This window comes from Bifidobacterium sp. W8103, assembly GCF_016100775.1.
Taxonomy (GTDB): domain Bacteria; phylum Actinomycetota; class Actinomycetes; order Actinomycetales; family Bifidobacteriaceae; genus Bombiscardovia; species Bombiscardovia choladohabitans.
Genome location: NZ_JACFRV010000002.1, coordinates 149868 through 176692, shown reverse-complemented (window position 1 = coordinate 176692; position 26825 = coordinate 149868). Strand labels below are relative to the sequence as shown.

Below are 26825 nucleotides of genomic sequence, written 5' to 3'. Positions count from 1 at the left end.
CCGTTCAGCCCTCCTTCTTGGCGGCGGCCCGGATCTTGTCCTTGGTGTCCCGATCCTGGGTCTGGCCAGTGCTCAGGGCGGCGATGAAGGCCTCCTGGGGCACCTCGACATGGCCCAGCATCTTCATGCGCTTCTTGCCGGCCTTCTGCTTCTCCAGCAGCTTGCGCTTGCGGGTGATGTCTCCGCCGTAGCACTTGGCCAGCACGTCCTTGCGCAGGGCGCTGATGGTCTCCCGGGCGATGATCCGCGACCCTATGGCGGCCTGGATGGGGATCTCGAACTGCTGGCGCGGAATCAGCTTGCGCAGCTTCTTGGTCATCATCACCCCGTAGGCGTAGGCCTTGTCCTTGTGGACGATGGCAGAGAAGGCGTCGATCTTCTCCCCCTGGATGAGGATGTCCACCTTGACCAGGTCTGCGGACTGGGTGCCGTCGGGCTGGTAGTCCAGGCTGGCGTAGCCCTTGGTCCGGCTCTTCAGCTGGTCGAAGAAGTCGAAGACAATCTCGGCCAGGGGCATCCGGTAGTGCATCTCTACGCGCTCGGGACTCAGGTACTCCATGGTTCCCATCTGCCCACGATGGTCCTGGCAGAGCTCCATGACCGGCCCGATGAACTCCTTGGGGGTGATGATGTCGGCGCTGACCACAGGCTCCAGAATCCGGCGAACCTTGCCGTCGGGGAACTCGCTGGGGTTGGTCACCGTGTGCTCGCTGCCGTCCTCCATGGTCACCTGGTAGGTGACATTGGGGGCTGTGGCGATCAGATCCATGCCGAACTCCCTGCTCAGGCGTTCGGTGACGATCTCCATGTGCAGTAGTCCCAGGAATCCACAGCGGAATCCGAAGCCCAGGGCCACGGAGGTCTCCGGCTCGTAAACCAGGGCGGCATCGTTGAGTTTGAGCTTGTCCAGGGCGTCGCGCAGCTCGGGGAACTGGGCGTTGTCGATGGGGAAGAGCCCGGAATAGACCATGGGCTGGGGATCCTGATAGCCGGGCAGGGGTTCCTTGGCGGGGTTGGCCTCGGTAGTGACCGTGTCGCCCACCTTGGACTGGCTGACGTCCTTGACGCCGGTGATCACGTAGCCGACCTCGCCGGCACCCAGGGCCTTGGTGGGTGTCATATCGGGGCTGATCACCCCCAGCTCGATTGGGTCGTGCACGGTCGCCCGGCCCATCATGCGGATCTTCTGGCGCTCCTTGAGCTCGCCGTCCACCATTCTGATGTAGGTGACGATTCCCCGGTAGGAGTCGTAGACCGAGTCGAAGATCAGGGCGCGGGCCGGAGCCTTGGGGTCCCCCTTGGGGGCCGGCACCTGGTCCACGATGCGGTCCACCAGCTCGCGGATACCTTCGCCGGTCTTGCCCGATACCCGCAGCACCTCGTCCGTGGAGCAGCCGATCAGGTTGGCTATCTCCTCGGCATGCTTGTCGGGCTCGGCCGAGGGCAGGTCGATCTTGTTGAGGACGGGGATGATGGTCAGGTCATCCTCCAGGGCCATATACAGGTTGGAGAGGGTCTGAGCCTCGATGCCCTGGGTGGCATCCACCAGCAGGACAGCGCCCTCGCAGGCCTCCAGGGCCCGGGAGACCTCGTAGGTGAAGTCCACATGGCCTGGGGTGTCAATCATACCCAGGGTGTATTCGACGCCGTCCTTGACCCAGGGCAGGCGAACGGCCTGGGACTTGATGGTGATGCCGCGCTCCTGCTCGATGTCCATCCTGTCCAGGAACCGGTCGTGCATCTCGCGCTTGGGCACGATCCCGCTCAGTTGCAGGATCCGGTCGGCCACTGTGGATTTGCCGTGATCGATATGGGCGATGATGCAGAAGTTGCGGATCAGCGATTGGTCGGTGAATCCTGGTTGGTTCTTGGCTTCCTGCACCGGTCTGCTCTCCTCACGTACGTCTGGTCTAACGATTCTAGACGATGCCCTGGGCCGAAGCGCCCGCCCCTGGCGAATTCTTCTCCCGGTCGGGTGCTACTATGGTGGGTTGTCTGTACAGATACATTCATCGTTTGGAGCAACATTGGCAAACATCAAGTCGCAGAAGAAGCGGGTCATCACCAACGAAAAGGCGCACCTGCGCAACAAGGAGGTCAAGAGCGCAATCAAGACCTCCGTGCGTTCCGTGCGCAAGGCCGTGGATGCCGGTGACAAGGAGGCCGCTCAGGCTGCCTATCAGGTGGCCGCCCGCCGTCTGGACAAGGCCGCCGGCAAGGGTGTGATCCACCGCAACCAGGCCGCCAACCGCAAGTCCGGTCTGGCCAACGCCGTCAACGCCCTCTGAACCGGGGTGCCCCACAGGGGCCGGTGATCCAAGCGCTTGGATCACCGGCCCTTTTTGGTATCCGGGTCCTCGCCGGTGTGCTTGATGGTGACGCTGATGTTCGACCTGCCACGCATCAAGTGACGGATGGCCCTGGCCAGCTGGGCGTCGTTGAGCGGCAGCCGGGCCGAGCGCCGGTCCATCGCCCCTGGCACGAGGATGTCGAATTTCACCGAGATGATGCGCAGGACGACCACCAGGGCCACGATGGCCAGGTCCAGGATCATGTCGACACGGGCCGGATAGAGTCCGTGCTGCTGGGCGCGCGTGGAGACCAGGGTCAGCAGGCATCCGATCAGGGAGGGCAGCGCGTACCAGTGCTGATCCTGGATGACCGCAGGCACCTGGTTGAGGAGGATGTCTCGCAACAGGCCGCCGACCAGGGCCGTGGCCATGCCCATGAAGATGGCCGTCATGCCACCGGTTCCGCACATCAGGGCCTTGGCGGTCCCGTTGACGGCGAAGGATCCCAGGGCCATGGCATCGGTGACCAGCATGGACCAGGTCATTCGGCTGATTTCAGGATGGGCGACAGCCACCACCAGGCCGGATGCCAGGGTGACGATGACCGAGCCCTTGTCGGTGATGCCACTGGGCGGCACCTGTCCCAGCAAGACGTCACGAACCACCCCGCCTCCCAGGGCGCTGATCCAGGAAACCAAGAGGATGGCGATGATGTCGTAGCCCTTGCGCACGGCAGCCAGACCGCCCGAAAGCCCGCAGCTCAAGATGCCCAGGTACTCGATGACCATGAAGATCAGGTTCCCCTCCAAGGCCGTCTTCATCCCGCGCTTCTCCTCCCGGAATCGTCCCGCACTCAAATCTGTCTATAGATTAGCCAACCCCAAGCCTGAACAGGCCGGGGATGTGTCCAAGGCCACAAAGATGACAAAAGGCGACTTAGGGCAAAAAGTTGCCCTGAAGCCGCCTTCCTTTCAAGACCTGTCAGGCAGGAATGGGGTCAGTGCTCAGCAGACCTTCCACATCCAATCGTGCGGATCCTCAATCTCGCCCAGCTGGATGCCCAGGAGCTCGTTGCGCAGGTCCATGGTGACCTTGCCTGAACCACCGTCGGCCACCTGGACGTCGAAGTTCTCGGACTTGAAGCGCCCGATCGGGGTGATGATGGCGGCGGTCCCGCAGGCGAACACCTCGGTGACCTCGCCCGAACGGATGTCGTCCAGCAGGGTGTCCAGACGGATCATGGTCTCCACCACGTCACGACCGTGGTCCTGGGCCAGGGCAATCAGGGAGTTGCGGGTGACGCCGGGAAGAATGGTCCCGGTCAGGCTGGGGGTCTCCAGGTGGCCGTCCTTATGGACGGTGAACATGTTCATGCCGCCCAGCTCCTCCAGGTAGGTCTTGGTGGCCGCGTCGACGAAACAGACCTGCTCGCAGCCATGCTCGGCACCTCGGTTCTCACCAAGCAGGGAGGCCGCATAGTTGCCGCCGCACTTGGCGAAGCCGGTGCCACCGGGGCCGGTGCGGAACCACTTGTCCTCCACCCAGATGCTGACCGGCTTGACACCGCCGGCGAAGTAGGGTCCCGAGGGCGAGGCGATGACGCAATAGTCGACCGCATGTGGGGCGCGCACGCCCAGGAAGGGCTCGGAGGCGAACATATAGGGGCGCATATAGAGCGTGTACTCGCGCCGCCTGGGCACCCAGGCCGCGTCACGGCGAACCAGGGCCGCAACCGAACCCAGGAAGTCATCGGGCTCAAGCGGGGGCAGGGCCAGACGCTTGGCTGAGTTGTAGAAGCGCTGGGCGTTGGCATCGGGCCGGAAGAGCCAGATAGAGCCGTCGTCGTGGTAGTAGGCCTTGAGCCCCTCGAAGGCCTCCTGGGCGTAGTGAAGCACCGAGGCCCCCGGATCCAGGCTGATCGGTCCGTAGGGCTCAACCCTGCGATCCTTCCAGCCGTCATCCGAAGTCCATCCCATGTGGGTCATGTTGTCGGAGAAGAGCTGGCCGAAGGCGGGCTTGTCAATCAGCCGGGCACGTTCCTCGTCAGAGGCGGGATGATCGTTGGGAATGACCTTGAAAGCGTCCGCCAACTCATTGAGTGCCTTCGGGTCGTGATGTGATTGCTCTGCCATTGTCTACCACTTCTTCTTGCTACTGTATTTGGTTGCTCGGGTGCAATGCTTATGGCGATGCCCGGTACCCGAACTATCGCATAGGCAGGCGCCGACCTGTTCATCCCATTTCGCATAGTGACCGTCTCACACAAAAAGGCCGCAGGATCCTGATGATCCCACGGCCTTGTAGAGCGGAACCCTGGGTTCACTCGCTCTGGGCGTCGGCCTCCGGAGCGGCTTCCGCATCGGCCTGCTCGGTCTCCTCGGTGGGGGTCTCCAGGCTCTCCTCCTTGGGGATCTCGACAGAGACGATGGATTCCTCCATATCGTCGATGACCAGCTCCGAGCCCTCGGGCAGCTTGATGTCCTTGGCCAGGATCTTATCGCCCTCGGCCAGGCCCTCCACGCTGATGTCGATGCGCTCGGGCAGGTTGGACACATCGGCCCGGACCTGCAGGTTCTGGGTGTCGATCAGGGCCACGGCGGCGCCCTTGGTCTCGCCGCTGACGAAGACAGGCACCTCCACAGTGACCTTCTCGCCGGCACGGACCTCATAGAAGTCGATGTGCTCCACCTGGCGCTTGACCGGGTTGCGCTGCACGTCCTTGACCACGGCGGTCTTGGTCTGCCCGCCGAAGCTGATGGAGAAAAGGGCGTTGGCGCGGCGCAGGGCCAGTGTGGTCTCTCGCATGGGCAGCTTGATGTAGTCGGGCTGGGCGCCGCCGGCGTAGATGGTGGCGGGAATCTGCTGGGCCACGCGCATGCGGCGTGCCGCTCCCTTGCCGAATTGGTCGCGGACTTCGCCCTCGAGCTTAATTGTGTTGGCCATGTTGGCTTCCTTCCTTGTCTGGTTCCTCAAGACCGACCTGGGCCGGTCCTGGCGCATCGCCGCGTCGGATTCCGGACCGCCCATAAGGAATGGCCGCCGATGATCCAGCCGAGTCGATAACGGAGGCCGTGAAGCCTCCCTCGCCAAAGCAACGTGCCCACTTTAGCACCGGGCCCGCCCTTCTCCAAGTAGGCGGCTATTCTGGACATATCCCGCGATTATTGAAGGAGACAACGTGTCGTTACTAGCATCGGTCAAATCTTTTGTGGCACACCAGGTGGGTCATGGGGAGGGACCGACTGGCGAGGAGAATGAGGATCCGTCGCAGGCTACCCCCCGGGCCGCCGAGGAGTCACTCGCCCTGCCCAACACGCATTTCTGGTCTGCCGATTACGCCACCACCACGCGCATGGATCCGGCCTCGGGACTGCTTTCGGCCACCACCGCCGGCATGGGACCGGTGCCAGACGACATGACCGTCTATGACATCTACGCCGACCGGGCCCGCCGCACCCCCGATCAGCCGGTTCTGCACTTTGTGGAGAACGGCAGCTGGACCTACCGGACCGGCCGGGAGATCCTGCACGACATCAGGACCACCGCCAAGGGCTTCCTGCACTACGGGCTGAAGAAGGGCGATGCCGTGGCCTTCATGTGCAGGACCAGCTACGAGTGGGACATCGTGGATGCCGCGGTCCTGTCCATCGGCGGGGTCATCGCCACCATCTACGACACCGATTCGGCCGAGCAGATCCGATTCATCGTCAACAACTCCGATGCCAGGCTGCTAGTGGTGCAGACCGCTGAGATGCGGGCCAAGGCCGAGGGGGCCGACAAGGAGTGCCCCACCCTGGAGCGGATCGCCTGCCTGGAGTCCGGGGCCCTGCAGGAGCTGCAGGCCTACGGGGAGTCGGTCAGCGACGCCGAGCTTGACGAGCGGATCAACTCCATCCATAAGACCGACCTATGCTCCATCGTCTACACCTCGGGTTCCACAGCGGCGCCCAAGGGCGTGGAGATGACCCATGAGCATTACTGCCAGCTGGCCAGGAACCTGAACGCCTTCATCCCCAATCTGACCCACGACCCGGATGGATCCATCCTGCTCTTCCTGCCCCAGGCACACACCTTCGCCCGGGCCATCAGCTACGGGGTCGTCTACGGAACCATGCACGTGTACATCTCCTCCGGACTGGCCACCCTGCTGTCCGACCTGCAGGAGTCCAAGCCCACGGTCATCATCGGCGTGCCCAGGGTTTTCGAGAAGGTCTACAACGCCGCCTCCCAGAAGGCCGGGCACGGCATCAAGGGCAGAATCTTCAATGGAGCGGCACGGGCGGCACGCACCTACATGGAGGACATCTCCCGCCAGGGCTGGCCTACCAGGCGCAGCGCCCTGCGGCGTGCTCTCTACGACCCGCTCGTCTATTCTTCTTTGCGCCAGGTCCTGGGCGGACGGGCCAAGTGGATCGTCTCAGGAGGCGCTCCCCTGGACCCGGAGCTGCTGGGGTTCTTCCGCGGATCCAATGTCCCGGTCTATGAGGGCTACGGCCTGACCGAGACCACCGCGCCCTGCGCCTTCAACCCCCTGGGCACCCCCTACCACAGGGGTTCGGTGGGCATCCCCTTCCCGGGGTTCACCATCCGCATCGCCTCGGACGACGAGGTGCAGATCAAGGGTGTCTGTGTATTCCACCGCTACCACAAGAACGAGGAGGCCACCCGCGATTCCTTCACCGAGGACGGCTGGTACGCCACTGGCGACCTGGGACGGCTCTCCCGTGACGGGTTCCTCTTCCTGACCGGGCGCAAGAAGGACCTGATCATCACCGCCGGTGGCAAGAACGTCTCCCCCAGGCCCATCGAGGAGGTCATCGAGCGTTCCGAGATCGTCTCCCAGGCCCTGGTTCTGGGCGATAAGCGGCCCTTCATCTCGGCCCTGGTCACCCTGAACGAGTCCGCCCTGCGGCCCTGGCTGGCCTCCAAGGGACTGGATCGGAACATGTCCCTGCAGGAGGCTGCGCAGAACGCCGTGGTCCGGGCCGAGGTCCAGGAGTATGTGGACCGGGCCAATGAGGGCGTCTCCCGGGCCGAATCGGTACGCAAGTTCATCATCCTGCCCGAGGAGTTCACCCAGGACAACGGGCTGATGACACCATCCATGAAGGTGATCCGGCCCAAGGTCATCGAGCGCTACGCCGACCTGCTGAACAGCCGGATGTACACGGCCAAGCGCACCCCGGCACCCCGCCGCTGAACAGGATCAGAACCCCAGGCGCTCCAGCTGCTTGGGGTCGGTCTGCCAGTTGTGGGCCACCTTGACGTGCAGATCCAACCGGACCTTGCGTCCCATGGTCCGGTTGACTGCGGTACGCAGTTTCTTCTTCACCCGCACCAGGTGCTCGGCCCCACGCCCGATGACGATGGGCTTCTGGGAGTCGCGCTCCACATAAATGCCTATATGTACAGTGTCGCGCCCGCCATCCGGATCCGGCTCGATGGACTCCACGCGGACGGCCAGGGAGTGGGGCAGCTCGTCGTCGAGCTCCTCCAGATAGGCTCCACGGACCAGCTCGGCGATCATGTCCTCGGGACGCTCCTCGGTCAGCTGGTCGTCGGGGTAAAGCTGAGGGCCCTCGGGCATGGCATCCATCAGCACCTGGGCCACCTCATCCACGTTGTCAGCCTCCAGGGCGCTGACCGGAACGATCTGGGAGAAGTCGGCGAAGGCGCCGATCTCCAGGAGCTTGTCCACCAGCTGACCCTTGTCCAATTGGTCGATTTTGGTCACTACGGCAATCAGGGGCTTCCGCCAGATCCATTTGCCGTCCTGGTCCTTGCGGGCGAAGTCGGACCGTAGCCGACTGAGAATGCGGCGGTCTCCGGGGCCGATGGCCTGGTCGGCGGGCAGCAGAAACGCAATGGCGTCCACGTCCGACAGGGAGGCCTCGACCACGTCGTTGAGCCGTTGGCCCAGCAGGGTGCGCGGACGGTGGATGCCCGGGGTATCCACCAGGACCACCTGGGCCTCAGGGCGGGTCATAATCCCCCGGATGGCCTTGCGGGTGGTCTCCGGCCGGGAGGAGGCGATGGCGATGGGCCTGCCAACCAGGGCGTTCATGAGGGTGGACTTGCCCACATTGGGCCGGCCCACTACTGCCACAAACCCCGATCGGTGGACCGGCACCTTGGCGTCGCTGTGTTCTTCCTTGGTCATGAATTCTCCTGACTGTCCTGCTCGGGTTGTTCCCCGTCGGTCTGTTGGTCTTCCTGCTCCACACCGTCCTCCAGGGCGATGCTGGATCCGTTGGCCGGCTCGACCACGATGGTGGCGATTTTCTTGCGGCGGCCAACCGCTTCGCCCGCAGTCAGCCTGATTCCCCGGGTCACCGCCGATGAGCCTGAGACCGGCACGGAACCCAGCAGCTTGGTCAGCAGGCCGTAGACCGTATCCACATCGTCCTCGTCGATGGTTATCTCGTAGAGTTCCTCCAGGTCGGCGATGGGCGTGCGGACCGGCAGCTGCCAGGTATGAGGGCCGATCTGCTTGGGCTCGTCGTGCTGGACCCGGTCATGCTCGTCCTCCAGCTCCCCCACGATCTGCTCGATGGCGTCCTCAATGGTGACCAGGCCTGCGATGCCCCCGTACTCGTCCACAACCACGGCCAGGTGGTGGCGGGAGCGCTGCATGTAGTGGAAGAGGTCGTCCACCGGCTTGGACTCAGGCACCAGAACGGGCCGACGGATGATGGAGGCGACCGATCTGTCGCCCTTATGGCTGAAGGCCAGGGCCCGGACCACATCCTTCAGGTAGACGATGCCGACCAGGTCATCCACGTCCTCCCCAATGGCGGGTATACGGGAAAATCCCGACCGGGAGAAGAGCTTCAGGGCCGAATCGAGACTGGCGTCTTTGGAGATGCAGATCATGTCGGTGCGAGGGACCATGATCTCTCGGGTCAGCGTGGTCGACAGGGTCAGCACGTTCTTCAGCATCTCGGAGATCTCCGGATCGAAGGCGCCGGCCTCCACCAGCTGGTCGACCATGGCACGACCCTGCTCGATCTGGATCTTCTCCAGCTCCTCGTCGTCGGAAAGGTCACCGCGATGGTTTATGCGGGAACGGGCTTGGGCCTGCCGCCGACGCTTGAAAGGCGTCAGGAGGACAGCCAGCCCGACCAGACGGACGTGCTTGAGCAGTGCTTCCATGGGCTGGCGGGAGCGGCCATGAGGACCCAGGGTGACGGAGACGGCGGCCACCAGGATGGCCATGACCACTCCGCACAGCAGTTGCTCCCAGAAGGGCAGGCCGCCAAGAGCAGCCATGCAGGCCACGAGGACGCCGACCATGATGTCGCAGATGATGCGGAAAAAGGCACAGGCGCTTCCGGTCACCTGCCGTTGGGAAATCAGGCTCTGGGCCCGGTGGATGCGGTCAATCCGCTTCATCCTGGAGAACTGGCTGAGTTCCTGGTCGGTCTGCAGGCCCAGGATCAAATTGTTGAGACTGGATCGGGTCACCCGGTTGAGCGCCCCCTGGGCCTCGGCAAGCGCCAGGGAGAGCACGACCAGGGCGATGACGGCCAGAGCCATGACCACCAGGGCGGCGATGGTCCGCTCACTCATGGGATCTGCCTCTCCGGTGGGCATCACGGCCGTACCGCTCGTAGATTTCCAGCGCATTGGTGGCCCCGGCCGGCAGCGCGGCATCCGCAATGGGCCCCTGGCGCAGCGCCAGGAAGGTCAGCAGGAGTTGGCGCTGCAGTCCGAACATCTGCGCCTCCTGCTCCCTGCTGGCATGGTCGTATCCCAGCAGGTGCAGGGTGCCATGGATGGCCAGCAGCAGCATCTCCTCCATGGTGGAATGACCGGCAGCCAGAGCCTGCTGTGCCGCCACCCAGGGGCAGATGACGATGTCGCCCAGGATGCCCTCCTGCCGATGGTTCTCGTCCCCGGGGCGCAGCTCGTCCATGGGAAAGCTCATGACATCGGTTGGCCCGGCCAGGTTCATCCAGCGCTCGTGCAGCACCGCCATGGGCTCGGGATCATTGAAGATGATGGTCATGTCGGACTGGGTGCTCACCCGCATCTGGTCCAGCACCCACACACCCAGGTCGGAGAAGGTCTTGGCGTCGATCAGCCACTGGGTCTCGTTGGTCACTTCTACGCTCATGCCTGCTCCCGTCCCCGGCTGCGGGCCTGATCGGCACGGTCGTAGGCCCGGACAATCTGCCCGACCAGCCGATTGCGCACCACGTCGGCCGCCTGCAGGTGTACGAAGGCAATATCGTCGATGCCGTGCAGCACCTGTTCGATGGTGGCCAGACCGGATGCAGGCCCGCCCAGATCCACCTGGGTGACGTCGCCGGTGATGACCATCTTGGTGTTGAAGCCCAGACGGGTCAGGAACATCTTCATCTGCCTGCGGGTGGTGTTCTGCGCCTCATCCAGGATGACGAAGGCATCGTTCAGGGTGCGCCCGCGCATGTAGGCCAGCGGAGCCACCTCAATGGTCTCATCGGCCAGAAGTCGGTGGAACCGCGAGGTGCCCAGCATGTCAGCCAGGGCATCGTAGAGGGGCCGCAGATAGGGATCGACCTTCTCATTGAGGGTGCCGGGCAGGAAGCCCAGGCTCTCTCCCGCCTCCACGGCAGGCCTGGTCAGAATGATTCGCCCGATGCGCCCGGCCCGGAATTCCTGAACGGCCTTGGCCACCGCCAGATAGGTCTTGCCTGTGCCGGCCGGACCGATGCCGAAGGTGATGGTATGCGTTTCAATGGCCGCCACATAGGCGGACTGGCCATCCGTCTTGGGCCTGATCGGACCCTTGGAGGCCTGGGTCAGGGGGCGGCGACGAACTGCAGCAGGAGCTGCCTGACCCGGATACTTGGTGTCTTCTATGGCCTTGGCCCTCTCCGGCTCTGCAATGGCTCTTCCCCGATGATTGCGGTCTACAGAAGTACTGTCTGTCGTATTGCGATCCTGCGATTTGTAGTTTACGAAGGTTTGGTATGGCGTATTGCTGCCCGTGATTTTTTGCTCTGCTGGACGGGAGTAATCGGCTGCGTCGACGGCCCCCAAGCGACGGTGATCCAGTATTCGCCCCACCTGATCGGCATCCAGGGGAACCTGATCGGCGGTCTGCATGAGTTCAGACAGCAGGTCCCGAATCTGGGCTGCCTGAACGTCGCCCTGCCGGTCCTGGGCCCGCAGCACAATCCGGTTGCCCCGAACCAGGATGGACACTGCCGGGAAGGCGCGCCCGATCCTGTCGATGACTGCATCCTCCGGCCCTAACACCTGAACCGGGTCGATCCCCTCCGGAATCTCCAGGGTTCGCGTAGTTACCGCCACGGGTTCCCTTCCTGCACGATGACGATGGTGAACATGGGCCTCACTCGGGCAATACCTGTCCGGTCAGGACATGGGCGTGGACGTGGAAGACCGATTGGCCGGCGTCCTCCCCCGTGTTGAAGATCAGTCGGTAGGCTCCGTGGAAGTCTTGGTCGGCGATCTGCTGCGCCACCTGGACGATGTGGGCCAGAGTCTCAGGATCAGCCTTGGCCAGTTCGGCCACCGATGCGTAGTGGCGGCGCGGGACGATCAGGACATGGACGGCGGCCTTGGGGTTGGCATCCTTGAAAGCGTAGACGGTCTCATCCTCGTAGACCTTTTCGCTGGGAACCTCCCCTGCCACGATTCTGCAGAAGATGCAGTCCTCCTGTCGATCGTCATCGCTCATGACCACTCCTTACCGTTTGCCGACATTGTTGTTTTTGGTGTTTTCGCTGTTTTCCATCTTATTGTCGAGGTTGTATATTGTGTGCGACTTCATGCGCTGGGCTCAGGGGCGTCCAACTGCCAGCGGCCCAGCATGTCCGCCAACAGGGTCAGGGCCACTGGTCCGGCAAGAGCGGCCCGGAGGATGTTGCCGCCCAACCGGATCGGCAGAGCCCCCTGCCTCATCATGGCCTGAATCTCCTGATCGGCAATCCCGCCCTCGGGACCCACAACCACGGCGATCGATGAGCTCGTTGGAAGCTTGTCTGTGCGTTTACGGACCGCATCCCATCCAAGATCGGCGTCCTGGTGCAGTATCAGGACCAGGCCTCCCTGATCGGTCGCCTTCCGGCACCAGGAGGCCAGGCCACGACTGTCCACCTTGTCCAGCAGTCGAGGACGGTAGGCCCTCCGGCTCTGCTCAGTGGCTGCATCCAATGTGGCCTGCCAGTGCCGGTCGTTGCGGCCCGGCCTCCATTTGGCTATGGACCGATCAGCCTGCCAAGGCATGACCTGATCAACTCCAATCTGGGTAGCCATATCGATGGCCTGCTCGTCCCTGCCGCCCTTGGCCAGGGCCTGAACAAGAATCAGTTCCTTCTCGGGAGGCGCCTGCCGCCCCACAGCGGTGACCTCCACCAGGCCGGTCGAGGCATCCCTTACCATGGCGCTGATGCGCAGTCCGCCCCCGTCAGAAAGATCCAGCTGGTCCCCATTCTTCAGCCTCATGGAACCCAGGGCATGGCGACGGATGTGCTCGGGCAGGGTCAGGCGCCAGCCGGTATGGAGCTCGTCGCTGGCCAGTGGGGAATCATCGTGGTCGGGATCCAACAGGAAGAGGGGTGCGGTCATGGTGTTAGGCTACAGCCCGCCGCCGAAAAGCACTCACTGCGACGACACGCTCCCCTGATCGCCCAGTGCACGATGTCGCCTGAGATGCTATGATTGTCTCCGTTGCGGTTACGCACCTGTCCGGGTGGCGGAATGGTAGACGCGCTAGCTTGAGGTGCTAGTGCCTATATATATACAGGCGTACGGGTTCAACTCCCGTTCCGGACACTCGATTCCACATCGTTGGGGACTTCTACGATTCGTATCTTCCCTGCTTTCCGTATTTGATCAACATGGCTCTTTCTGACCTGTTATCCACACTCTCCGTCGAAAATGACTCATGTTCGGTTTTCGGTTGCTTTGCCTATGCTGTTGACAGAACCAGAAGGAGGTATGGCAGACGTGCTCAAGGTGAGAATCGGCTCCATCGACGATGACAGGATCGAGGCCTACACCAGGCTGACCGAGCCGCAGCTGCGCAATCGTCTGGAACCCGCCAGGGGCTTGTTCATCGCCGAGTCCCCCAAGGTCATCGCCCGCGCCCTTGATGCCGGGGTTGAGCCTATCTCCTTCCTGGTGGAAGAGCCCTGGCTGGAGGGGATGCGCTCCATGTTCGACCAGGTGGACGCAGCCTTCGGACCCAACATTCCCGTCTACGTGGCCAGCCCAGCACAGCTCAAGACCATCACCGGCTACCGGCTGCATCGGGGCGCACTGGCCGCCATGAGACGCTGGCCTCTGCCCACCGTGGAGCATATCTGCCGCTCGGCAAAACGGATAGCCGTCATGGAGAACATTGTCGACCACACCAACATCGGCGCGCTGATGCGTTCGGCGGCAGCCCTGCAGGTGGATGCGGTCCTGTTCACCCCTTCCTGTTCCGACCCCCTGTACCGCAGGGCCGCACGGGTCTCCATGGGCACGGTCTTTCAGGTTCCCTGGACAAGAATCGGCGGCGACGATCTCCACGCCTGGCCCGACCAGGGCATGAAGCAGCTGCATGATTTGGGTTTCACCACGGCGGCCATGGCCCTGAACCGGGATGCCATCAGCCTGGACGAGCTGTCTGAGCGTCTAGGGCACGGGCCCGACCGGATCGATCGCCTGGCCCTGATATTCGGTACCGAAGGGGACGGACTGAGCCACAGGACCATCGCCCGGGCGGACCTGACCGTGCGCATCCCCATGAGCCATGACGTGGACAGCCTGAATGTGGCTGCCTCGAGCGCCGTGGCCTTCTACGCGACCAGACCTCAGCAAGCTGACTGAGCCTCGCCAACTGAGCCCTCAACTATACAGCAAATTCCTGCTGCCCTCCGCTAGCTCACTTCATGGCTGAGTACCTAATATCGGTTTGGTATCGGGCGAGCACTAACATCCGGCAATCTCCCGCATCAAGCAAACCTTGACAACGGGCAACCCTTGGCATCAGGCGATACTCGAACGCAGACAACGTTCGAGTATCAGGCAACCACGGAGGGTCGGGCGACTCCGGCGCAATCAGCTCTGCTGGGAGACGGCCTGCGAATCCTCATGAATGTAGTCGTCGGGATCGATGGTCCCCCGCCAGCGGCCGATGGCCTTGAGACCGTGGTACATGACCAGGGTTGCCACCGAGCCGATGGCGATGCCGTTGAAGCTGACCCCGGCAACCGCGAAGGTGAAGTCCGCGATGCCCACGATCATGACGACGGCACCCACGGTCATGTTGACGGACTTGCCGAAGTCCACCTTGTTCTCCACCCAGATACGGATACCCAGCATGCCGATCATGCCGTAGAGCATGGTGGTGACCCCGCCCAGAACGCCTGTGGGGATGGTGTTGATGATGGCCCCGAACTTGGGGCAGAGGGAGAGCAGGAAGGCGAAGATTGCGGCGCACCAGTAGGCTGCCGTGGAGTAGACCTTGGTGGCGGCCATGACACCGATGTTCTCCGCGTAGGTGGTGGTGCCCGAGCCTCCGCCCAGCCCGGCCAGAGTGGTGCCCAGTCCGTCGGCCATCAGGGCGGTGCCGATCTGATCGTCATAATCGCGTCCGGTCATCAGGGCCACGGACTTGACGTGACCGATGTTCTCGGCCACCAGGACCAGGACCACGGGGATGAACATGGCCAGGACGGACGGGTCGGCCTGCGGGGTGTGGAAGTGAGGCAGACCGAACCAGGCGGCCTTTTCCACCGCTGCGAAATCTACCTGGCCCTGGGTGACCGCGAAGATGTAGCCGACGATGACGCCCAGAAGGATGTTGAGTCGGCCGATCAGACCCTTGAAAAGCACGGCTATCAGCATGACGGCAACCAGGGTGACCAGGGCGGTCAGCGGGGCCGACTTGAAGTTCTTCCAGGCCGAGGGGGCCAGATTGAAGCCGATGATGGCCACGATGGCACCGTTGACCACCGGTGGCATGATCATATCGATCCATCGCGAACCGGCGAAGTGGACGATCAGGCCGATCAGGAAGAGCAGGGCGCCGGTGACCATGATCCCGAAGGAGGCCACGGCCAGACCCTTGTGGGCGGTGGTCACTGCCAGGACCGGGGCGATGAAGCCGAAGGAGCTGCCCAGGTAGGAGGGCAGACGGTTGCGGTTGATCAGCAGGAAGAGGGCCGTGGACATGGCCGTGAAGAAGAGGGTCGTAGAGGGATCGAATCCGGTCAGAATGGGGACCAGGAAGGTGGAGCCGAACATGGCAATGACATGCTGGGCGCCGATGCCAGCCGTACGTGGCCATGTGAGTCGCTCATCGGGTTCCACCACTTCGCCCGGAGCCAATGTTTTCCCGTCGCCGTGCAGTTTCCAGCCCATGGACAATGCCATTTCACTGTGCTTTCTCTCGTGCGCCGTGCCGGTCACGGCGGACCGGAATCATCAGTATATTCGCATGGGAGGACCCGGGTTGGTCTGCAGGGCGGATGGTCTCACTGGTAGGTGGGCATGTTCTCGAAGTTGAAGCCGATGGCGGCCAGCTGCTCGCGACCCTCAGGAGTAATCATGTCCAGGGTCCAGCGCGGCGACCAGGTCCAGTCGATGCGAAACTCCTCGACCAGGCCCGCCAAAACGCTGGCACACTGGTCCTCGATCAGGTCAGTCAGTGGGCAGGCCGGCGTGGTCAGGGTCATGGTGATGATGGCCCTTCCCAGTTGGTCGATTTCTATGCCATAGACCAGCCCCAGGTCGACCACATCGATGCCCAGCTCGGGGTCGATGACCTGGTGCAGGGCCTCCCTGACATCCTCCGCTGTGGCCCGGCCGATGTCGTCGACGGCCTTGAGAGGGATGGCCTCCTCAGCGGCAGCCTCAGCATCAGCGGCATTCTGGGCCGCGGTTTCCTCGCTATCTGCGACCGGCTCGCTACCCGAGGTGTGGTCATTCAAGCCCTGGTCCGCATCGGACTTCTTGTCCGCCTGACCGTCGACCTGCCGCATGGAACCGCCCTCGGCCGACTTCAGAACCGTTTCCGCGCCCAGGGGATTGCTCGCCAGAGCCTGTGCCGTGCCAGGATCGCTGATGGCCCTGCCCACCGAGGCCAGGATGGAGTCCTGGGGTTCGGGCACCAAATTCGTATTGCCACTCATACCTGCTCCTCCTTCTCACCTTTGTCGCTCTCTCGCCCAGCTGACAGGGCCTGGGCCACCGAGGCCTTCATACCCTCCCAGCCCAGCAGGGCGCACTTGATTCGCATGGGATACTTGGACACGCCCTGGAAGACCATGGCATCACCAAGGGCGTCCCGCGCCTTCTCGTCCTCGAGTCCAGCGCCGCGCGATTCCATAAGCTTACGAAAGTCGGCGGCCAGATCCATGGCATGGTCAACGGTCTGCCTCTGGACCAAATCCACCATGATGGACAGACTGGCCTGGCTGATGGAGCAGCCTGAACCCTGCCAGACGATTCGCTGGATGAGGTCGGGACCTCCCTGCTCGCCAGGCGCCACCTCCACATGGATGGTGGCCTGATCCCCGCAGGTGGGATTGAACTGGTGGGACTCGGCAGCCAGGCAGGCCTCGTGCTCCACCCTGATGGTCACGCCGTCACCGTCAGAGTCTTCTCCCCCATCAGCCTGATCCCCTACACGCCCGTGAGGATCGCGGGCTGCGTCCAGGATCACCTCCTGGTACATCTGCTCCAGTTCCTCGTCATCCATCCCGAAATCCGCCATGTCCTTAAACCTACCAGTATGTCTTTGTCAAAACCGTCAATGTGCTTCAGGTGAAGACCCTCAGGCCACCCGGAAGAACTTGCGGACTCCGGAGACGGCGTCCAGCAAGGCATCCGTGTCGGCCACGGTATTGTACACGCCGGTCGAGGCCCGGTTGGAGGCCATCAGACCGAAGTGTCGATGGACCGGCTGAGCGCAGTGGTGTCCAACGCGGATGGCAATGCCGCGCGAATCCACATACTGGCCCACGTCATGGGGATGGACCCCCTGCACGTCGAAGGCGACCGTGCCGATCCGGCCCTCGGGAGTGGTCGGCCCGAGGATGCGTACCCCGTCCAACGCCCCCAGCCTCAACAGACCAGTGGTGATGGCTTTCTCGTGTTCGGCTACGTTCTCCATGCCCAAATCCATCAGCCAATCGGCAGCTGCGCCAGCACCTATCATCTGGGCCACCGGCTGGGTGCCGGCCTCGAACCGGGCCGGAGGATCCATATAGCTGGCCGGACGGTCCAGATAGGCCAGTTCCACCATGGATCCGCCGAATGATGCCGGAGGCAACGCCTCAAGCAGTTCTCGGCGGCCATAGAGGAAGCCCACGCCGGTGGGGCCATACATCTTGTGCGCACTCCAGGCGGCGAAGTCCACATCCATGGCGTGCAGATCGATAGGCAGGTGAGGCACCGACTGGCACACATCCAGCACCACCAGGGCACCCACCTGATGGGCACGGCGGACGATGGGCTTGATGTCAGTGATGGCACCTGTCACATTGCTGACGTGGGTGACGGCGACCACCTTGGTCCGCTCGGTGATGACCTGGTCGGCGGTATCGGCCATAATACGGCCCTCCGAGTCCAGATCGAAGTACTTGAGGACTGCTCCGGTCCGGTAGCAGAGCTCCTGGAAGGGCAGGAGGACCGAGTGGTGCTCGGCCTTGCTGACCACAACTTCATCGCCAGGCTTTAGGGCGAACCGACCTGCCGCCTTGCCTCCCCGACCCAGACTGGCGTTGCCAAAAGCGGTGGCCAACAGGTTCAGAGCAGCCGTGGCCCCGGCTGTGACGACGATCTCCTCGCCGCCCTCCTGGCCCTCTGCGCCGACCAGGGCGGCCACGCGTGAGCGAGCGTGTTCAAAGGCCATCGTGCTGCGGGCGGCCAATTCGTGGGCGCCCCGGTGTACCCCGGCGTTGTCCTTCAGGTAGAAGTCCCGAACGGCATCGATGACCGCCAGGGGCTTCTGGGCAGTGGCAGCCGAATCCAGATAGACCAAGGGGTGGCCATGCACCTGCTGGTCCAGAATCGGAAACTGCTGCCTAATGCTGTCATCAATGACCATTGCGGGCCTCTTCCCTTATCCTCAGGCCAGGGCTGATTCCGAGTCGGCGCCCTCGGGCAGGTACTGGTCGTACCCGGTCTCCTCCAGGGTGTCAGCCAGCTCCGGGCCACCGGTCTTCACAAAGCGGCCGTCGGCGAAGACGTGGACGATGTCGGGCTTGATGTACTTGAGGATCCTGGTGTAGTGGGTGACCATGAGCACGCCCATGCCAGTGTTCTCCTTGGCCCTGTTGACCCCCTCGGAGACGATGCGCAGGGCGTCCACGTCCAGACCGGAATCGGTTTCGTCCAGGACGGCGAACTTGGGCTTGAGCAGCTCCAGCTGCAGGACCTCGGCCCGCTTCTTCTCGCCGCCCGAGAAGCCCTCGTTGACGGAGCGCCGGGCGAACTTGGGATCCATGCGCAGCCGCTTCATGGCATCGTTCAGATCCTTGGTCCACTGGCGGATGGCCGGGGCCTTGCCGTCGACTTCGGTCTTGGCCGTACGCAGGAAGTTGGTCATGGACACGCCGGGCACCTCGACCGGGTACTGCATGGCCAGGAAGAGCCCGGCCTTGGCCCGCTCGTCCGGGGTCATCTTGAGCAGATCCTGCCCATCCAGCAGGGCCTGGCCCGAATCCACCTCATACTTGGGATGGCCGGCCAGCGTGTAGGCCAGGGTGGACTTGCCGGACCCGTTGGGCCCCATGATGGCGTGGGTCTCGCCGGAGTGGACGGTCAGCGTGGCCCCCTTGAGGATCTGTTTGCGACCCTCCTTGGTCTCCACTGAGACGTGCAGATCCTTGATTTCCAATGTGGACATGTCAGTTCTCCTCCAAAACGTGCTGCATCTCTTGATCCTCGCCGGCCGCCAGTCTGCGGTCGATGACCCCCATCAGGTGCCCGGAGACGCTGGGGACGTCGATCTCCTCCACAAGTTCGCCGAAGAAGCCTCGAACCACCAGCTTGCGGGCCTCCTGCTCGGGGATGCCGCGGGACTGCAGGTAGAAGAGCTCCTCGTCGTCGAAGCGTCCGACCGAACTGGCATGGCCTGCCCCGATGATGTCGCCGTTCTCGATCTCCAGGTTGGGCTCGGAATCAGCGATGGCCCCAGGGGTGAGCACCAGGTTCCGGTTGAGCTCGTAGGAGTCGGTTCCAGGCGCGGTGGGCTGAATGAGCGCGTTGCCCACCCAGGTGGTGTGCGCGCCGATGCCGTCCAGGGCCCCCTTGTATACCACACGGGACTTGCAGTTGGGATGGTTGTGCACCACCATGGTCCGGTGCTCCATGTGCTGGCCGGGATCGACGAAGTAGATGCCCAGCATGTTCAGGTCGCCCTGCTCGCCACCGAAGTCCTGATCCATGCGCAGCCGCACCACATCGCCGCCCAGGCTGACCACCGAGTGACGCAGGGAGGCCTCGGCACCAAGGTGAATGCGGTGGTTGCCTATATGCTTGCTGCCCTTGTCCCACTCCTGGATGAAGGTGGTCGACATCTGCGAATTGTCACCGATGTCGATTTCAACCCCTTCAGCCAGACGTGCCTGGCCCTGGTGCTCGACCACCAAATCGGCCTTGGTGCCCGCCTCGGCCTTGATGACCAGGTGGAAGGCGTCCAGCTCGGGGCCACCGCCGATGACGCGAACCAGCACGGGCTGATCCAGGGTGCCCTTAAGGTTCACCACCGTCGCCTGCTTGCCGCTGGCCCACTCCACAGCGGCTGCTCGGTCGCTGGGCTTGAGGACGGTGCCGCAGGGGGCCTGATCCATGGGAATCCGGCTGACGCTGACCTGATCCGCGGGCGGTTCGGACCCGTCGATCATGGTGACCGAGACCTTGGTCAGACCGCTGGGATTGAAGACGGTGAAGAACTCCTCCATCCGGTCGATGGGGGTGAACCGCCAGTCATCCTGCTTGCGGGTGGGCATGGGGAAGTCGTCAGGCTTGAAGGATCGGGGCTCCTTGTCGGCGCTGGACGGCATGGTGGCCGGGAAAGCATAGGGATCCTTGGGATCCGCATGCGGAATGGTTATTTCGCTCTTCTGTGACATCAGCCTACCGAACCCTCCATCTGCAATTCGACCAAGCGGTTGAGCTCCAACGCGTACTCCATGGGCAGCTGCCGGGAGATGGGCTCCACGAACCCGCGCACGATCATGCCCATGGCCTCCTTCTCCTCCAGGCCGCGGCTCATCAGATAGAAGAGCTGGTCCTCGGAGACCTTGGAGACGGTGGCCTCGTGGGCCATGGAGACGTCGTCCTCGCGAACATCCACATGCGGGTAGGTATCCGAGCGGGAGTAGTCGTCCACCAGCAGAGCGTCGCAGACCACCGAGGAGGAGGACTTCTCGGCGCCCTTGATGATCTTGACCAGGCCTCGGTATGCGGCCCTTCCCCCGTTGCGGGAGATGGACTTGGAGACGATGGTGGAGGAGGTGTGGGGTGCCAGGTGGATCATCTTGGCGCCCGTGTCCTGGTACTGGCCCTTGCCGGCGAAGCCCAGGGAGAGGGTCTCGGCCTTGGCGTAGGGCTCGGCCAGGATGCAGGCCGGGTACTTCATGGTGGCCTTGGACCCGATGTTGCCGTCCACCCACTCCATGGTGCCACCCTCACGTACATAGGCACGCTGGGTGACCAGGTTGTAGACGTTGTTGGACCAGTTCTGGACCGTGGTGTAGCGCACACGGGCGTGAGGCTCGACCACGATCTCCACGTTGGCCGCATGCAGGGAGTCGGTGGAATAGATGGGTGCGGTGCAGCCCTCCACGTAATGGACGTAGGAACCCTCGTCGGCGATGATCAGGGTGCGCTCGAATTGGCCCATGTTGGGCGTGTTGATACGGAAGTAGGCCTGCAGGGGGATGTCCACATGGACCCCCTTGGGCACGTAGACGAAGGAGCCGCCCGACCAGGCCGCCGTGTTCAGGGCGGCGAACTTGTTGTCGTCCGGAGGGATGACCGTGGCGAAGTACTTGCGGAAGAGGTCCGGGTACTCCTTGAGGGCCGTATCCGTATCGAGGAAGATGACCCCTTGCTTGCGCAGGTCGTCGCGGATGGAGTTGTAGATGACCTCGGACTCGTACTGGGCGGCCACTCCGGAGACCAACCGCTTCTTCTCGGCCTCGGGGATGCCCAGCCGGTCATAGGTGGTGCGGATGTCGTCAGGCAGGTCCTTCCAGTCCTTGGCCTGCTCCTTCAAGGGCTTGACGTAGTACTTGAAGTCGTCGGCATCGAACCCGCTCAAATCCACGCCCCACTTGGGCATGGGCTTCTCCATGAAGGCCCGATAGCCCTTGAGACGCATCTGCAGCATCCAGTCAGGCTCGCCCTTGTCGGCCGAGATGGCCCGGACCACGTCCTCGTCGATGCCCTTGTGGGCGTTGCGCCCCGCATCGTCGGAGTCGTGCCAGCCATAGGTATAGTCGCCGAACTCGGAGATGATCTGGTCGTCTTTTTTGATTTTCTCTTCATTTACGCGGGAGCGGTCGGCCACATACTGGCTCATTTCCACATCCCGCGATGTGTCTGTCCGCTGCGAGGTGCTGTCCACGAGCTGAGACCTCCTAACACACGCACGGCCGCCATATGCGGCCGATCACACCATTACAGGATAACCGGGGCACTGGTGAACCGCCAGACCCGGGCTTACGCTCTCTAAGGAATCCGACCCCTCCTCTTGACAAAGCGCCGATATGGACGATCGCCCGCCTCCCTATGAGAGGGAAACGGGCGATCATAGCGAAAGAGTACGCAAGGAATCGACCTCAGGCCGCCTCCTGGCCTCCGTGCTCCAGGCTGGCCTTGACCAGGCCGGTGAAGAGGGGGTGCGGCTTGGTGGGCCGGGACTTGAACTCCGGGTGGGCCTGGGTGCCCACATAGAAGGGGTGCTGGTCCTGGGAGAGCTCCACGAACTCGGTCAGTTGCCCGTCCGGGCTGGTGCCCGAGATGTGCAGGCCGGCCTTGTCCAGCCGCTCCTTGTAGGCCACGTTGACCTCGTAGCGGTGGCGGTGACGCTCGGAGATCTCGGTGGAGCCGTAGAGCCGGGCCACCAGCGAGTCGGGCTTGAGCACTGCCGGGTAGGCGCCCAGCCGCATGGTGTGGCCCATGTCGCCATGGCCGGCCACAATGTCCTTCTGCTCCTCCATGGTGGCGATGACCGGGTTCTCGCAGTCGGGCTCGAACTCCGAGGAGTCGGCATCCTCCAGCCCCAGGACGTGGCGGGCGAACTCGATGACCATGGACTGCAGTCCCAGGCAGAGGCCCAGGGCGGGCAGGCCGGTCTCACGGGCGTAGCGCAGGGCGCCGATCTTGCCCTCGATGCCGCGGATGCCGAAGCCTCCGGGGACCACGATGCCGTCGACACCCTCCAGGGCCTTCCGGGCGCCATCCATGGTCTCGCAGGTGTCGGCCGCCACCAGCTTGACCTGGACCTGGGACCGGTTGGCGAAACCGCCGGCCTTCAGCGCCTCGATGACCGACAGGTAGGCGTCGGGCAGATCGATGTACTTGCCCACGATGGCAATGGCCACCTTGGTGCGGGGGTTGTGGACCCGGTCCAGCAGGTCCTCCCACTCGTTCCAGTCGACGTCGTGGAAGGGCAACCCAAGCTTGCGCACCACGTAGGTATCCAGACCCTCCTTGTAGAGGATCTTGGGCACGTCGTAGATGCTGGGCGCATCCACGCAGTTGACCACGCCCTCGGCATCCACGTCGCACATCAGGGAGATCTTGTCCTTGATGCCCTGGTTGAGCGGCCGGTCCGAGCGCAGCACCAGGGCGTCGGGGGCGATGCCCAGCTGGCGCAGGGCCATGACCGAGTGCTGGGTGGGCTTGGTCTTGAGCTCGTGGGCGGCGGCCACGTAGGGAACCAGGGAGACATGGACGAACATGCAGTTGTCCGGGCCGATGTCCCGACGCACCTCGCGGGCGGCCTCCATGAAGGGCTGGGACTCGATGTCGCCCACAGTCCCGCCGATCTCGGTGATGATCACATCCACGTCGTCGCTGGCCTGGGCCCGCATGCGGCTCTTGATCTCGTTGGTCACGTGAGGAATGACCTGGACGCACTGGCCCAGGTACTCCCCCGCCCGCTCCTTGCGCAGCACGGACTGGTAGATCTGGCCGGTGGTCACGTTGGCCTTCTGGGAGAGGAAGACATCGGTGAAACGCTCATAGTGGCCGATGTCCAAGTCGGTTTCGGCCCCATCCTCGGTCACGTAGACCTCGCCGTGTTGGAAGGGGTTCATGGTCCCCGGATCGACGTTGATGTAGGGATCCAGCTTCTGTTGAAGAACGCGGATTCCGCGGCTTCTCAGCAGTCGGCCCAGAGACGATGCGGTCAGTCCCTTGCCCAGTGAAGAGACCACGCCGCCGGTGACGAAAATGTGTTTGGTGATATGCCCTTGCGAATTTCCATGTTCTCTGACCATGGAACTTCAGCCTATCAGGCAGGAGCGACCAGAAACCGGCCAACACTCGAGAAGGAAGGTCGGATTCAGGGACGGCTCAGATGCAGGTGGTCGGCCAGGTAGCGACCGGTCACCGAGCGCGGGTTGCGGGCCACGGATTCGGGGTCGCCCTGGGCCACGATTCCTCCACCTCGATCACCGCCGCCCGGGCCCATATCGACCACATGGTCGGCGTTGGCGATCATGTCCAGATCGTGCTCAATGAAGACCACGGTGGCCCCCTTGCTGACCAGGCGCTCCAGCACGCTGATCAGGACACGCACATCCAGGGGATGCAGGCCGGTGGTCGGCTCGTCCAGGACGAACATGGAGCCATTCTGCCTGCGGCCCAACTCATTGGACAGCTTCAGCCGCTGGGCCTCCCCGCCCGACAGGGAGGGGGTGTCCTCCCCCAGGGTCAGGTAATCCAGGCCCAGGTCCTTCAAGGTCTGCAAGCCTCGGCGGATGGCTGTGTACTCTCGGCCCTGTGCGAAGACCTCAAGGGCCCGGCCCACCTCCATGGCCAGCAGATCCGGCAGGCTAAGCGGCTCAGGGTGGGCCGGGGTGGACAGACGGTAGTGCTCGGCCTCCGGACGGTATCGACGACCATGGCAGCTGGGGCAGGTGATGGGGATGTCGGGCAGGAACTGCACGTCCAGGCTGATCTGGCCGGTTCCGTCGCACTGGGGGCAGCGCAGGGAGCCGGTGTTGTATGAGAACGCCGAGAGGCCCAGCTTGTCCTTTTTTGCCTGGTCAGTGGCCGCGAAGAGGCGGCGCAGCCGGTCCATGAGCCCTGAGTAGGTGGCCACTGTGGAGCGCACGTTGATACCTATGGGCGAGGAGTCCACCAGGCGTACCCTGTCAATGCCGGCCGGGTCCAGACTGTGCACATGCTTGGGCATGGGATTGCCCTGGATGCGGGCCTGCAGAGCCGGGACCAGCGACTCCAGGATCATGGTGGTCTTGCCGGAGCCGGATACACCAGTCACTGCCGTCATGCATCCACGCGGAATGGCCAGGTCCAGGGGATGGACCGTGTGAATGGGTCCTGACTGCATGCGGATCCACTCATTCCCTGCAGGCATGGGATGCCGGTCCCGTACCAAAACGGACTCGCGGCCATCCAAAAAACCGGCGATGCGGGAATCCTGATCAGCGGCGATTTTTTCAGGGGTCCCCTGGGCAAGTATCCTGCCGCCGCGCTCCCCTGCTCCGGGACCCATTTCGATCAGATAGTCGGCTGATTGCAGAACCTTGACGTCGTGGTCGACGAAAACCACCGAATTGCCGTCGGCCAGCAGGTCGCGCATGACCCCTATGAGCCCCTCAAGGTTGGCAGGATGCAGGCCGGTCGAGGGCTCATCCAGCACATAGAGCACGCCGGTTGTCTCGTTACGCACGGCCCTGGCCAACTGGGCCCGCTGCCGCTCCCCTGTGGACAGGGAGGCGCTGGAGCGGTCCAGGGTCAGGTAGCTCAGTCCCAGCTGGATCAACCGCCTGCCCATCTCGTCCAGGGTCTTGCAGAGGGCCGAGGCCATGGGCCGCATGGGTTCGTGTAGCGTGGGCGGCAGCTTCCGACCCCAGTCCAGCACCTTATCCAGGGGCCATGAGGTGACCTCGGCCAGGTTGTCCCCGTTGATCTCGGGCAGACGCGCCCGCTGGTTGAGCCGGGTGCCCTTGCAGTCCGGGCAGGTCCGTTCGGTCAGGAACTTGGCGACCTTGGCCAGGCGCTTGTCATCGTTGGCCCTCTTGAGCTCCTCGGTCACTGTCAGCCGTGCGTTGCGGAAGGTGAAGTCCAGCTCGTGGACACCCTTGATCGAAGTGATGGTGATGTGCTTCTTCTCGGCCGGCCCCTCGAAGACGATCTTCCGCTCCCGATCGGTCAGATCCCGCCAGGGCACGTCGGTGCGGACTCCGAATTCGCGAACGATGTCGGGCTGTACGTTGAAGCCGAAGGTCCGCCAGGGCACCACGGCCCCCTGGTCGATGGTCAGGCTGTCGTCGGGAACCAGGGTGGCGTCGTCCACCTCGCGCACCGTCCCGGTCCCCTGGCAGGTGGGGCAGGCTCCGAGGGAGTTGAAGGCCAGCTCCTCGGCGCTGGGAGGCTCCACCGTAGCGCCGCAGATCGGGCAGGTGATGGGCATCTCGGCCGCCACAGCCAGGGTGGGCTCCTGGCGATGGCCATTGGGGCAGACATGGCTGGCCAGCCGGGAGAACATCAGCCTGAGCACGTTAAGCAGCTCGGTGGCGGTGCCGAAGGTGGAGCGCATGCCGCCCACGCCCGGGCGTTGACGCAGGGCCAGTGCGGGGGGCAGGAAACGCACCGAGTCCACCTGTGGGCGCTGGGCCTGGGTCATCCGCCTCCTGGTGTAGGTGGACAGGGATTCCAGGTAGCGCCGGGAACCCTCGGCATAGAGGACCCCCAGAGCCAGGGAGGACTTGCCGGAGCCCGAGACACCGGCGATGCCCACCAGGTGGTTCAAAGGAATGTCTACATCCAGATTGCGCAGGTTGTGGACCCTGGCGCCGCGGACAAGGATGGCCTTGGGCGGTGCGGGGAGTTTCCTGCCGGTCTCCCCGCTGTCACTCATGCGTTCTCCAGCAGGTGGGCCACAGCTTCCAGGGCCAGCCTGTAGCCGTAGAAACCCAAGCCGGTGATGGTGCCGGTTGCCACCGGCGAGATGACGCTGCGTCGGCGGAAGGCCTCCCGGGATGAAGGATTGGAAATATGGACCTCCATCAGCGGCAGCCCTGCCTGGGTGACCTGGACGGCGGCATCGGCAAGTCCATAGCTGTAGTGGGTGAAGGCGGCCGGGTTGAGCACCACCGCGCTGCCCTGGTCCACGGCCTGATGCATCCAGCGGATGACCTGGCCCTCGTCGTCCGATTGCAGCACCTGGACATCCAGACCCAGCTGCCGACCCCAGTCTTCGCAGTCCCGGGTCAGCGTCGCCAGATCCTGACGACCGTAGACATCGGGGTCGCGCACACCCAGCCGACCCAGGTTGGGTCCGTTGACCACCAGAACCTTCCGCCTGCCCTTGTCGGCATCCGCCATCTG

At 63.6% G+C, this 26825-nt stretch carries 23 protein-coding genes and 1 tRNA gene; 4 read left to right on the top strand and 20 right to left on the bottom strand.

Features of this window, described 5'->3' with window-relative positions:
- Positions 1–4: 4 nt before the first annotated feature.
- Positions 5–1882, bottom strand: a complete 1878-nt coding sequence (lepA, locus tag H3U90_RS07510; RefSeq protein ID WP_198177749.1) for a translation elongation factor 4 — start codon at positions 1880–1882, stop codon at positions 5–7.
- Positions 1883–2027: 145 nt separating this feature from the next.
- On the opposite strand from lepA, the gene rpsT reads away from it, so the two are divergent.
- Positions 2028–2288 (top strand): 30S ribosomal protein S20, encoded by a 261-nt coding sequence (rpsT, locus tag H3U90_RS07505; protein ID WP_015021872.1) that lies wholly within the window; start codon positions 2028–2030, stop codon positions 2286–2288.
- A 41-nt stretch (positions 2289–2329) separates the two neighbouring features.
- Here rpsT and H3U90_RS07500 read toward each other — a convergent pair whose 3' ends face one another.
- The 3 genes from H3U90_RS07500 to H3U90_RS07490 form a co-directional block, all read right to left on the bottom strand.
- A complete protein-coding gene (locus H3U90_RS07500) occupies positions 2330–3112 on the bottom strand; it encodes a trimeric intracellular cation channel family protein (protein ID WP_198177748.1) in 783 nt (260 codons plus the stop codon).
- 183 nt (positions 3113–3295) lie between these two features.
- The gene (locus H3U90_RS07495; protein ID WP_045935416.1) at positions 3296–4423 is read right to left on the bottom strand and encodes a branched-chain amino acid aminotransferase; all 1128 of its coding nucleotides are present in this window, start codon (positions 4421–4423) and stop codon (positions 3296–3298) included.
- Between the two features lie 187 nt (positions 4424–4610).
- Positions 4611–5234: a 50S ribosomal protein L25/general stress protein Ctc gene (locus tag H3U90_RS07490; RefSeq protein ID WP_198177747.1), complete on the bottom strand. Its 624-nt coding sequence runs from the start codon at positions 5232–5234 to the stop codon at positions 4611–4613.
- Between the two features lie 235 nt (positions 5235–5469).
- Here H3U90_RS07490 and H3U90_RS07485 point away from each other — a divergent pair, with 235 nt between their 5' ends.
- Entirely contained in the window at positions 5470–7491 is a 2022-nt protein-coding gene (locus tag H3U90_RS07485; protein WP_198177746.1) for an AMP-dependent synthetase/ligase, read from the top strand.
- 6 nt (positions 7492–7497) lie between these two features.
- On the opposite strand, the gene era is transcribed toward H3U90_RS07485, so the two are convergent.
- The 6 genes from era to H3U90_RS07455 form a co-directional block, all read right to left on the bottom strand.
- A complete protein-coding gene (gene era, locus H3U90_RS07480) occupies positions 7498–8451 on the bottom strand; it encodes a GTPase Era (protein ID WP_198177745.1) in 954 nt (317 codons plus the stop codon).
- Positions 8448–9860 (bottom strand): hemolysin family protein, encoded by a 1413-nt coding sequence (locus H3U90_RS07475; RefSeq protein WP_198177744.1) that lies wholly within the window; start codon positions 9858–9860, stop codon positions 8448–8450. The genes era and H3U90_RS07475 overlap by 4 nt, the downstream gene beginning before the upstream one ends.
- Positions 9853–10407 (bottom strand): rRNA maturation RNase YbeY, encoded by a 555-nt coding sequence (ybeY, locus tag H3U90_RS07470; RefSeq protein ID WP_198177743.1) that lies wholly within the window; start codon positions 10405–10407, stop codon positions 9853–9855. The genes H3U90_RS07475 and ybeY overlap by 8 nt, the downstream gene beginning before the upstream one ends.
- Positions 10404–11561, bottom strand: coding sequence for a PhoH family protein (locus H3U90_RS07465; protein ID WP_415873761.1), 1158 nt, complete (start codon positions 11559–11561; stop codon positions 10404–10406). Before H3U90_RS07465 ends, ybeY begins: the two co-directional genes overlap by 4 nt.
- A gap of 67 nt (positions 11562–11628) precedes the next feature.
- Positions 11629–11976, bottom strand: coding sequence for a histidine triad nucleotide-binding protein (locus tag H3U90_RS07460; protein ID WP_198177741.1), 348 nt, complete (start codon positions 11974–11976; stop codon positions 11629–11631).
- Between the two features lie 89 nt (positions 11977–12065).
- Positions 12066–12866, bottom strand: a complete 801-nt coding sequence (locus H3U90_RS07455; RefSeq protein WP_198177740.1) for a 16S rRNA (uracil(1498)-N(3))-methyltransferase — start codon at positions 12864–12866, stop codon at positions 12066–12068.
- A gap of 118 nt (positions 12867–12984) precedes the next feature.
- On the opposite strand from H3U90_RS07455, the gene H3U90_RS07450 reads away from it, so the two are divergent.
- Positions 12985–13073 (top strand) — tRNA-Leu (locus H3U90_RS07450).
- A gap of 165 nt (positions 13074–13238) precedes the next feature.
- Positions 13239–14114, top strand: coding sequence for a TrmH family RNA methyltransferase (locus H3U90_RS07445; protein ID WP_232340677.1), 876 nt, complete (start codon positions 13239–13241; stop codon positions 14112–14114).
- Positions 14115–14345: 231 nt separating this feature from the next.
- Here the strand turns inward: H3U90_RS07445 and H3U90_RS07440 are convergent, their stop codons facing one another.
- The 10 genes from H3U90_RS07440 to aroQ form a co-directional block, all read right to left on the bottom strand.
- Positions 14346–15662 (bottom strand): uracil-xanthine permease family protein, encoded by a 1317-nt coding sequence (locus H3U90_RS07440; protein ID WP_029678570.1) that lies wholly within the window; start codon positions 15660–15662, stop codon positions 14346–14348.
- A gap of 101 nt (positions 15663–15763) precedes the next feature.
- Positions 15764–16420 (bottom strand): metal-sulfur cluster assembly factor, encoded by a 657-nt coding sequence (locus H3U90_RS07435; protein WP_198177739.1) that lies wholly within the window; start codon positions 16418–16420, stop codon positions 15764–15766.
- Complete coding sequence (gene sufU / locus H3U90_RS07430; RefSeq protein ID WP_198177738.1) at positions 16417–17004, bottom strand: Fe-S cluster assembly sulfur transfer protein SufU; 588 nt, start codon at positions 17002–17004, stop codon at positions 16417–16419. Before sufU ends, H3U90_RS07435 begins: the two co-directional genes overlap by 4 nt.
- Before the next feature lie 60 nt (positions 17005–17064).
- Entirely contained in the window at positions 17065–18339 is a 1275-nt protein-coding gene (locus tag H3U90_RS07425; RefSeq protein WP_198177737.1) for a SufS family cysteine desulfurase, read from the bottom strand.
- 21 nt (positions 18340–18360) lie between these two features.
- Positions 18361–19140, bottom strand: coding sequence for a Fe-S cluster assembly ATPase SufC (gene sufC / locus H3U90_RS07420; protein WP_198177736.1), 780 nt, complete (start codon positions 19138–19140; stop codon positions 18361–18363).
- Position 19141: 1 nt separating this feature from the next.
- Entirely contained in the window at positions 19142–20368 is a 1227-nt protein-coding gene (gene sufD, locus H3U90_RS07415) for a Fe-S cluster assembly protein SufD (RefSeq protein WP_198177735.1), read from the bottom strand.
- Positions 20368–21822, bottom strand: a complete 1455-nt coding sequence (gene sufB, locus H3U90_RS07410) for a Fe-S cluster assembly protein SufB (RefSeq protein WP_081581024.1) — start codon at positions 21820–21822, stop codon at positions 20368–20370. The genes sufD and sufB overlap by 1 nt, the downstream gene beginning before the upstream one ends.
- 259 nt (positions 21823–22081) lie before the next feature.
- Positions 22082–23746 (bottom strand): CTP synthase, encoded by a 1665-nt coding sequence (locus H3U90_RS07405; RefSeq protein WP_198177734.1) that lies wholly within the window; start codon positions 23744–23746, stop codon positions 22082–22084.
- Positions 23747–23811: 65 nt separating this feature from the next.
- Positions 23812–26355 carry an excinuclease ABC subunit UvrA gene (locus H3U90_RS07400; protein WP_198177733.1) on the bottom strand — a complete coding sequence of 848 codons (2544 nt, stop codon included), beginning with the start codon at positions 26353–26355 and terminating at the stop codon, positions 23812–23814.
- A complete protein-coding gene (gene aroQ / locus H3U90_RS07395; protein ID WP_198177732.1) occupies positions 26352–26822 on the bottom strand; it encodes a type II 3-dehydroquinate dehydratase in 471 nt (156 codons plus the stop codon). Before aroQ ends, H3U90_RS07400 begins: the two co-directional genes overlap by 4 nt.
- Between the last annotated feature and the right edge of the window lie 3 nt (positions 26823–26825).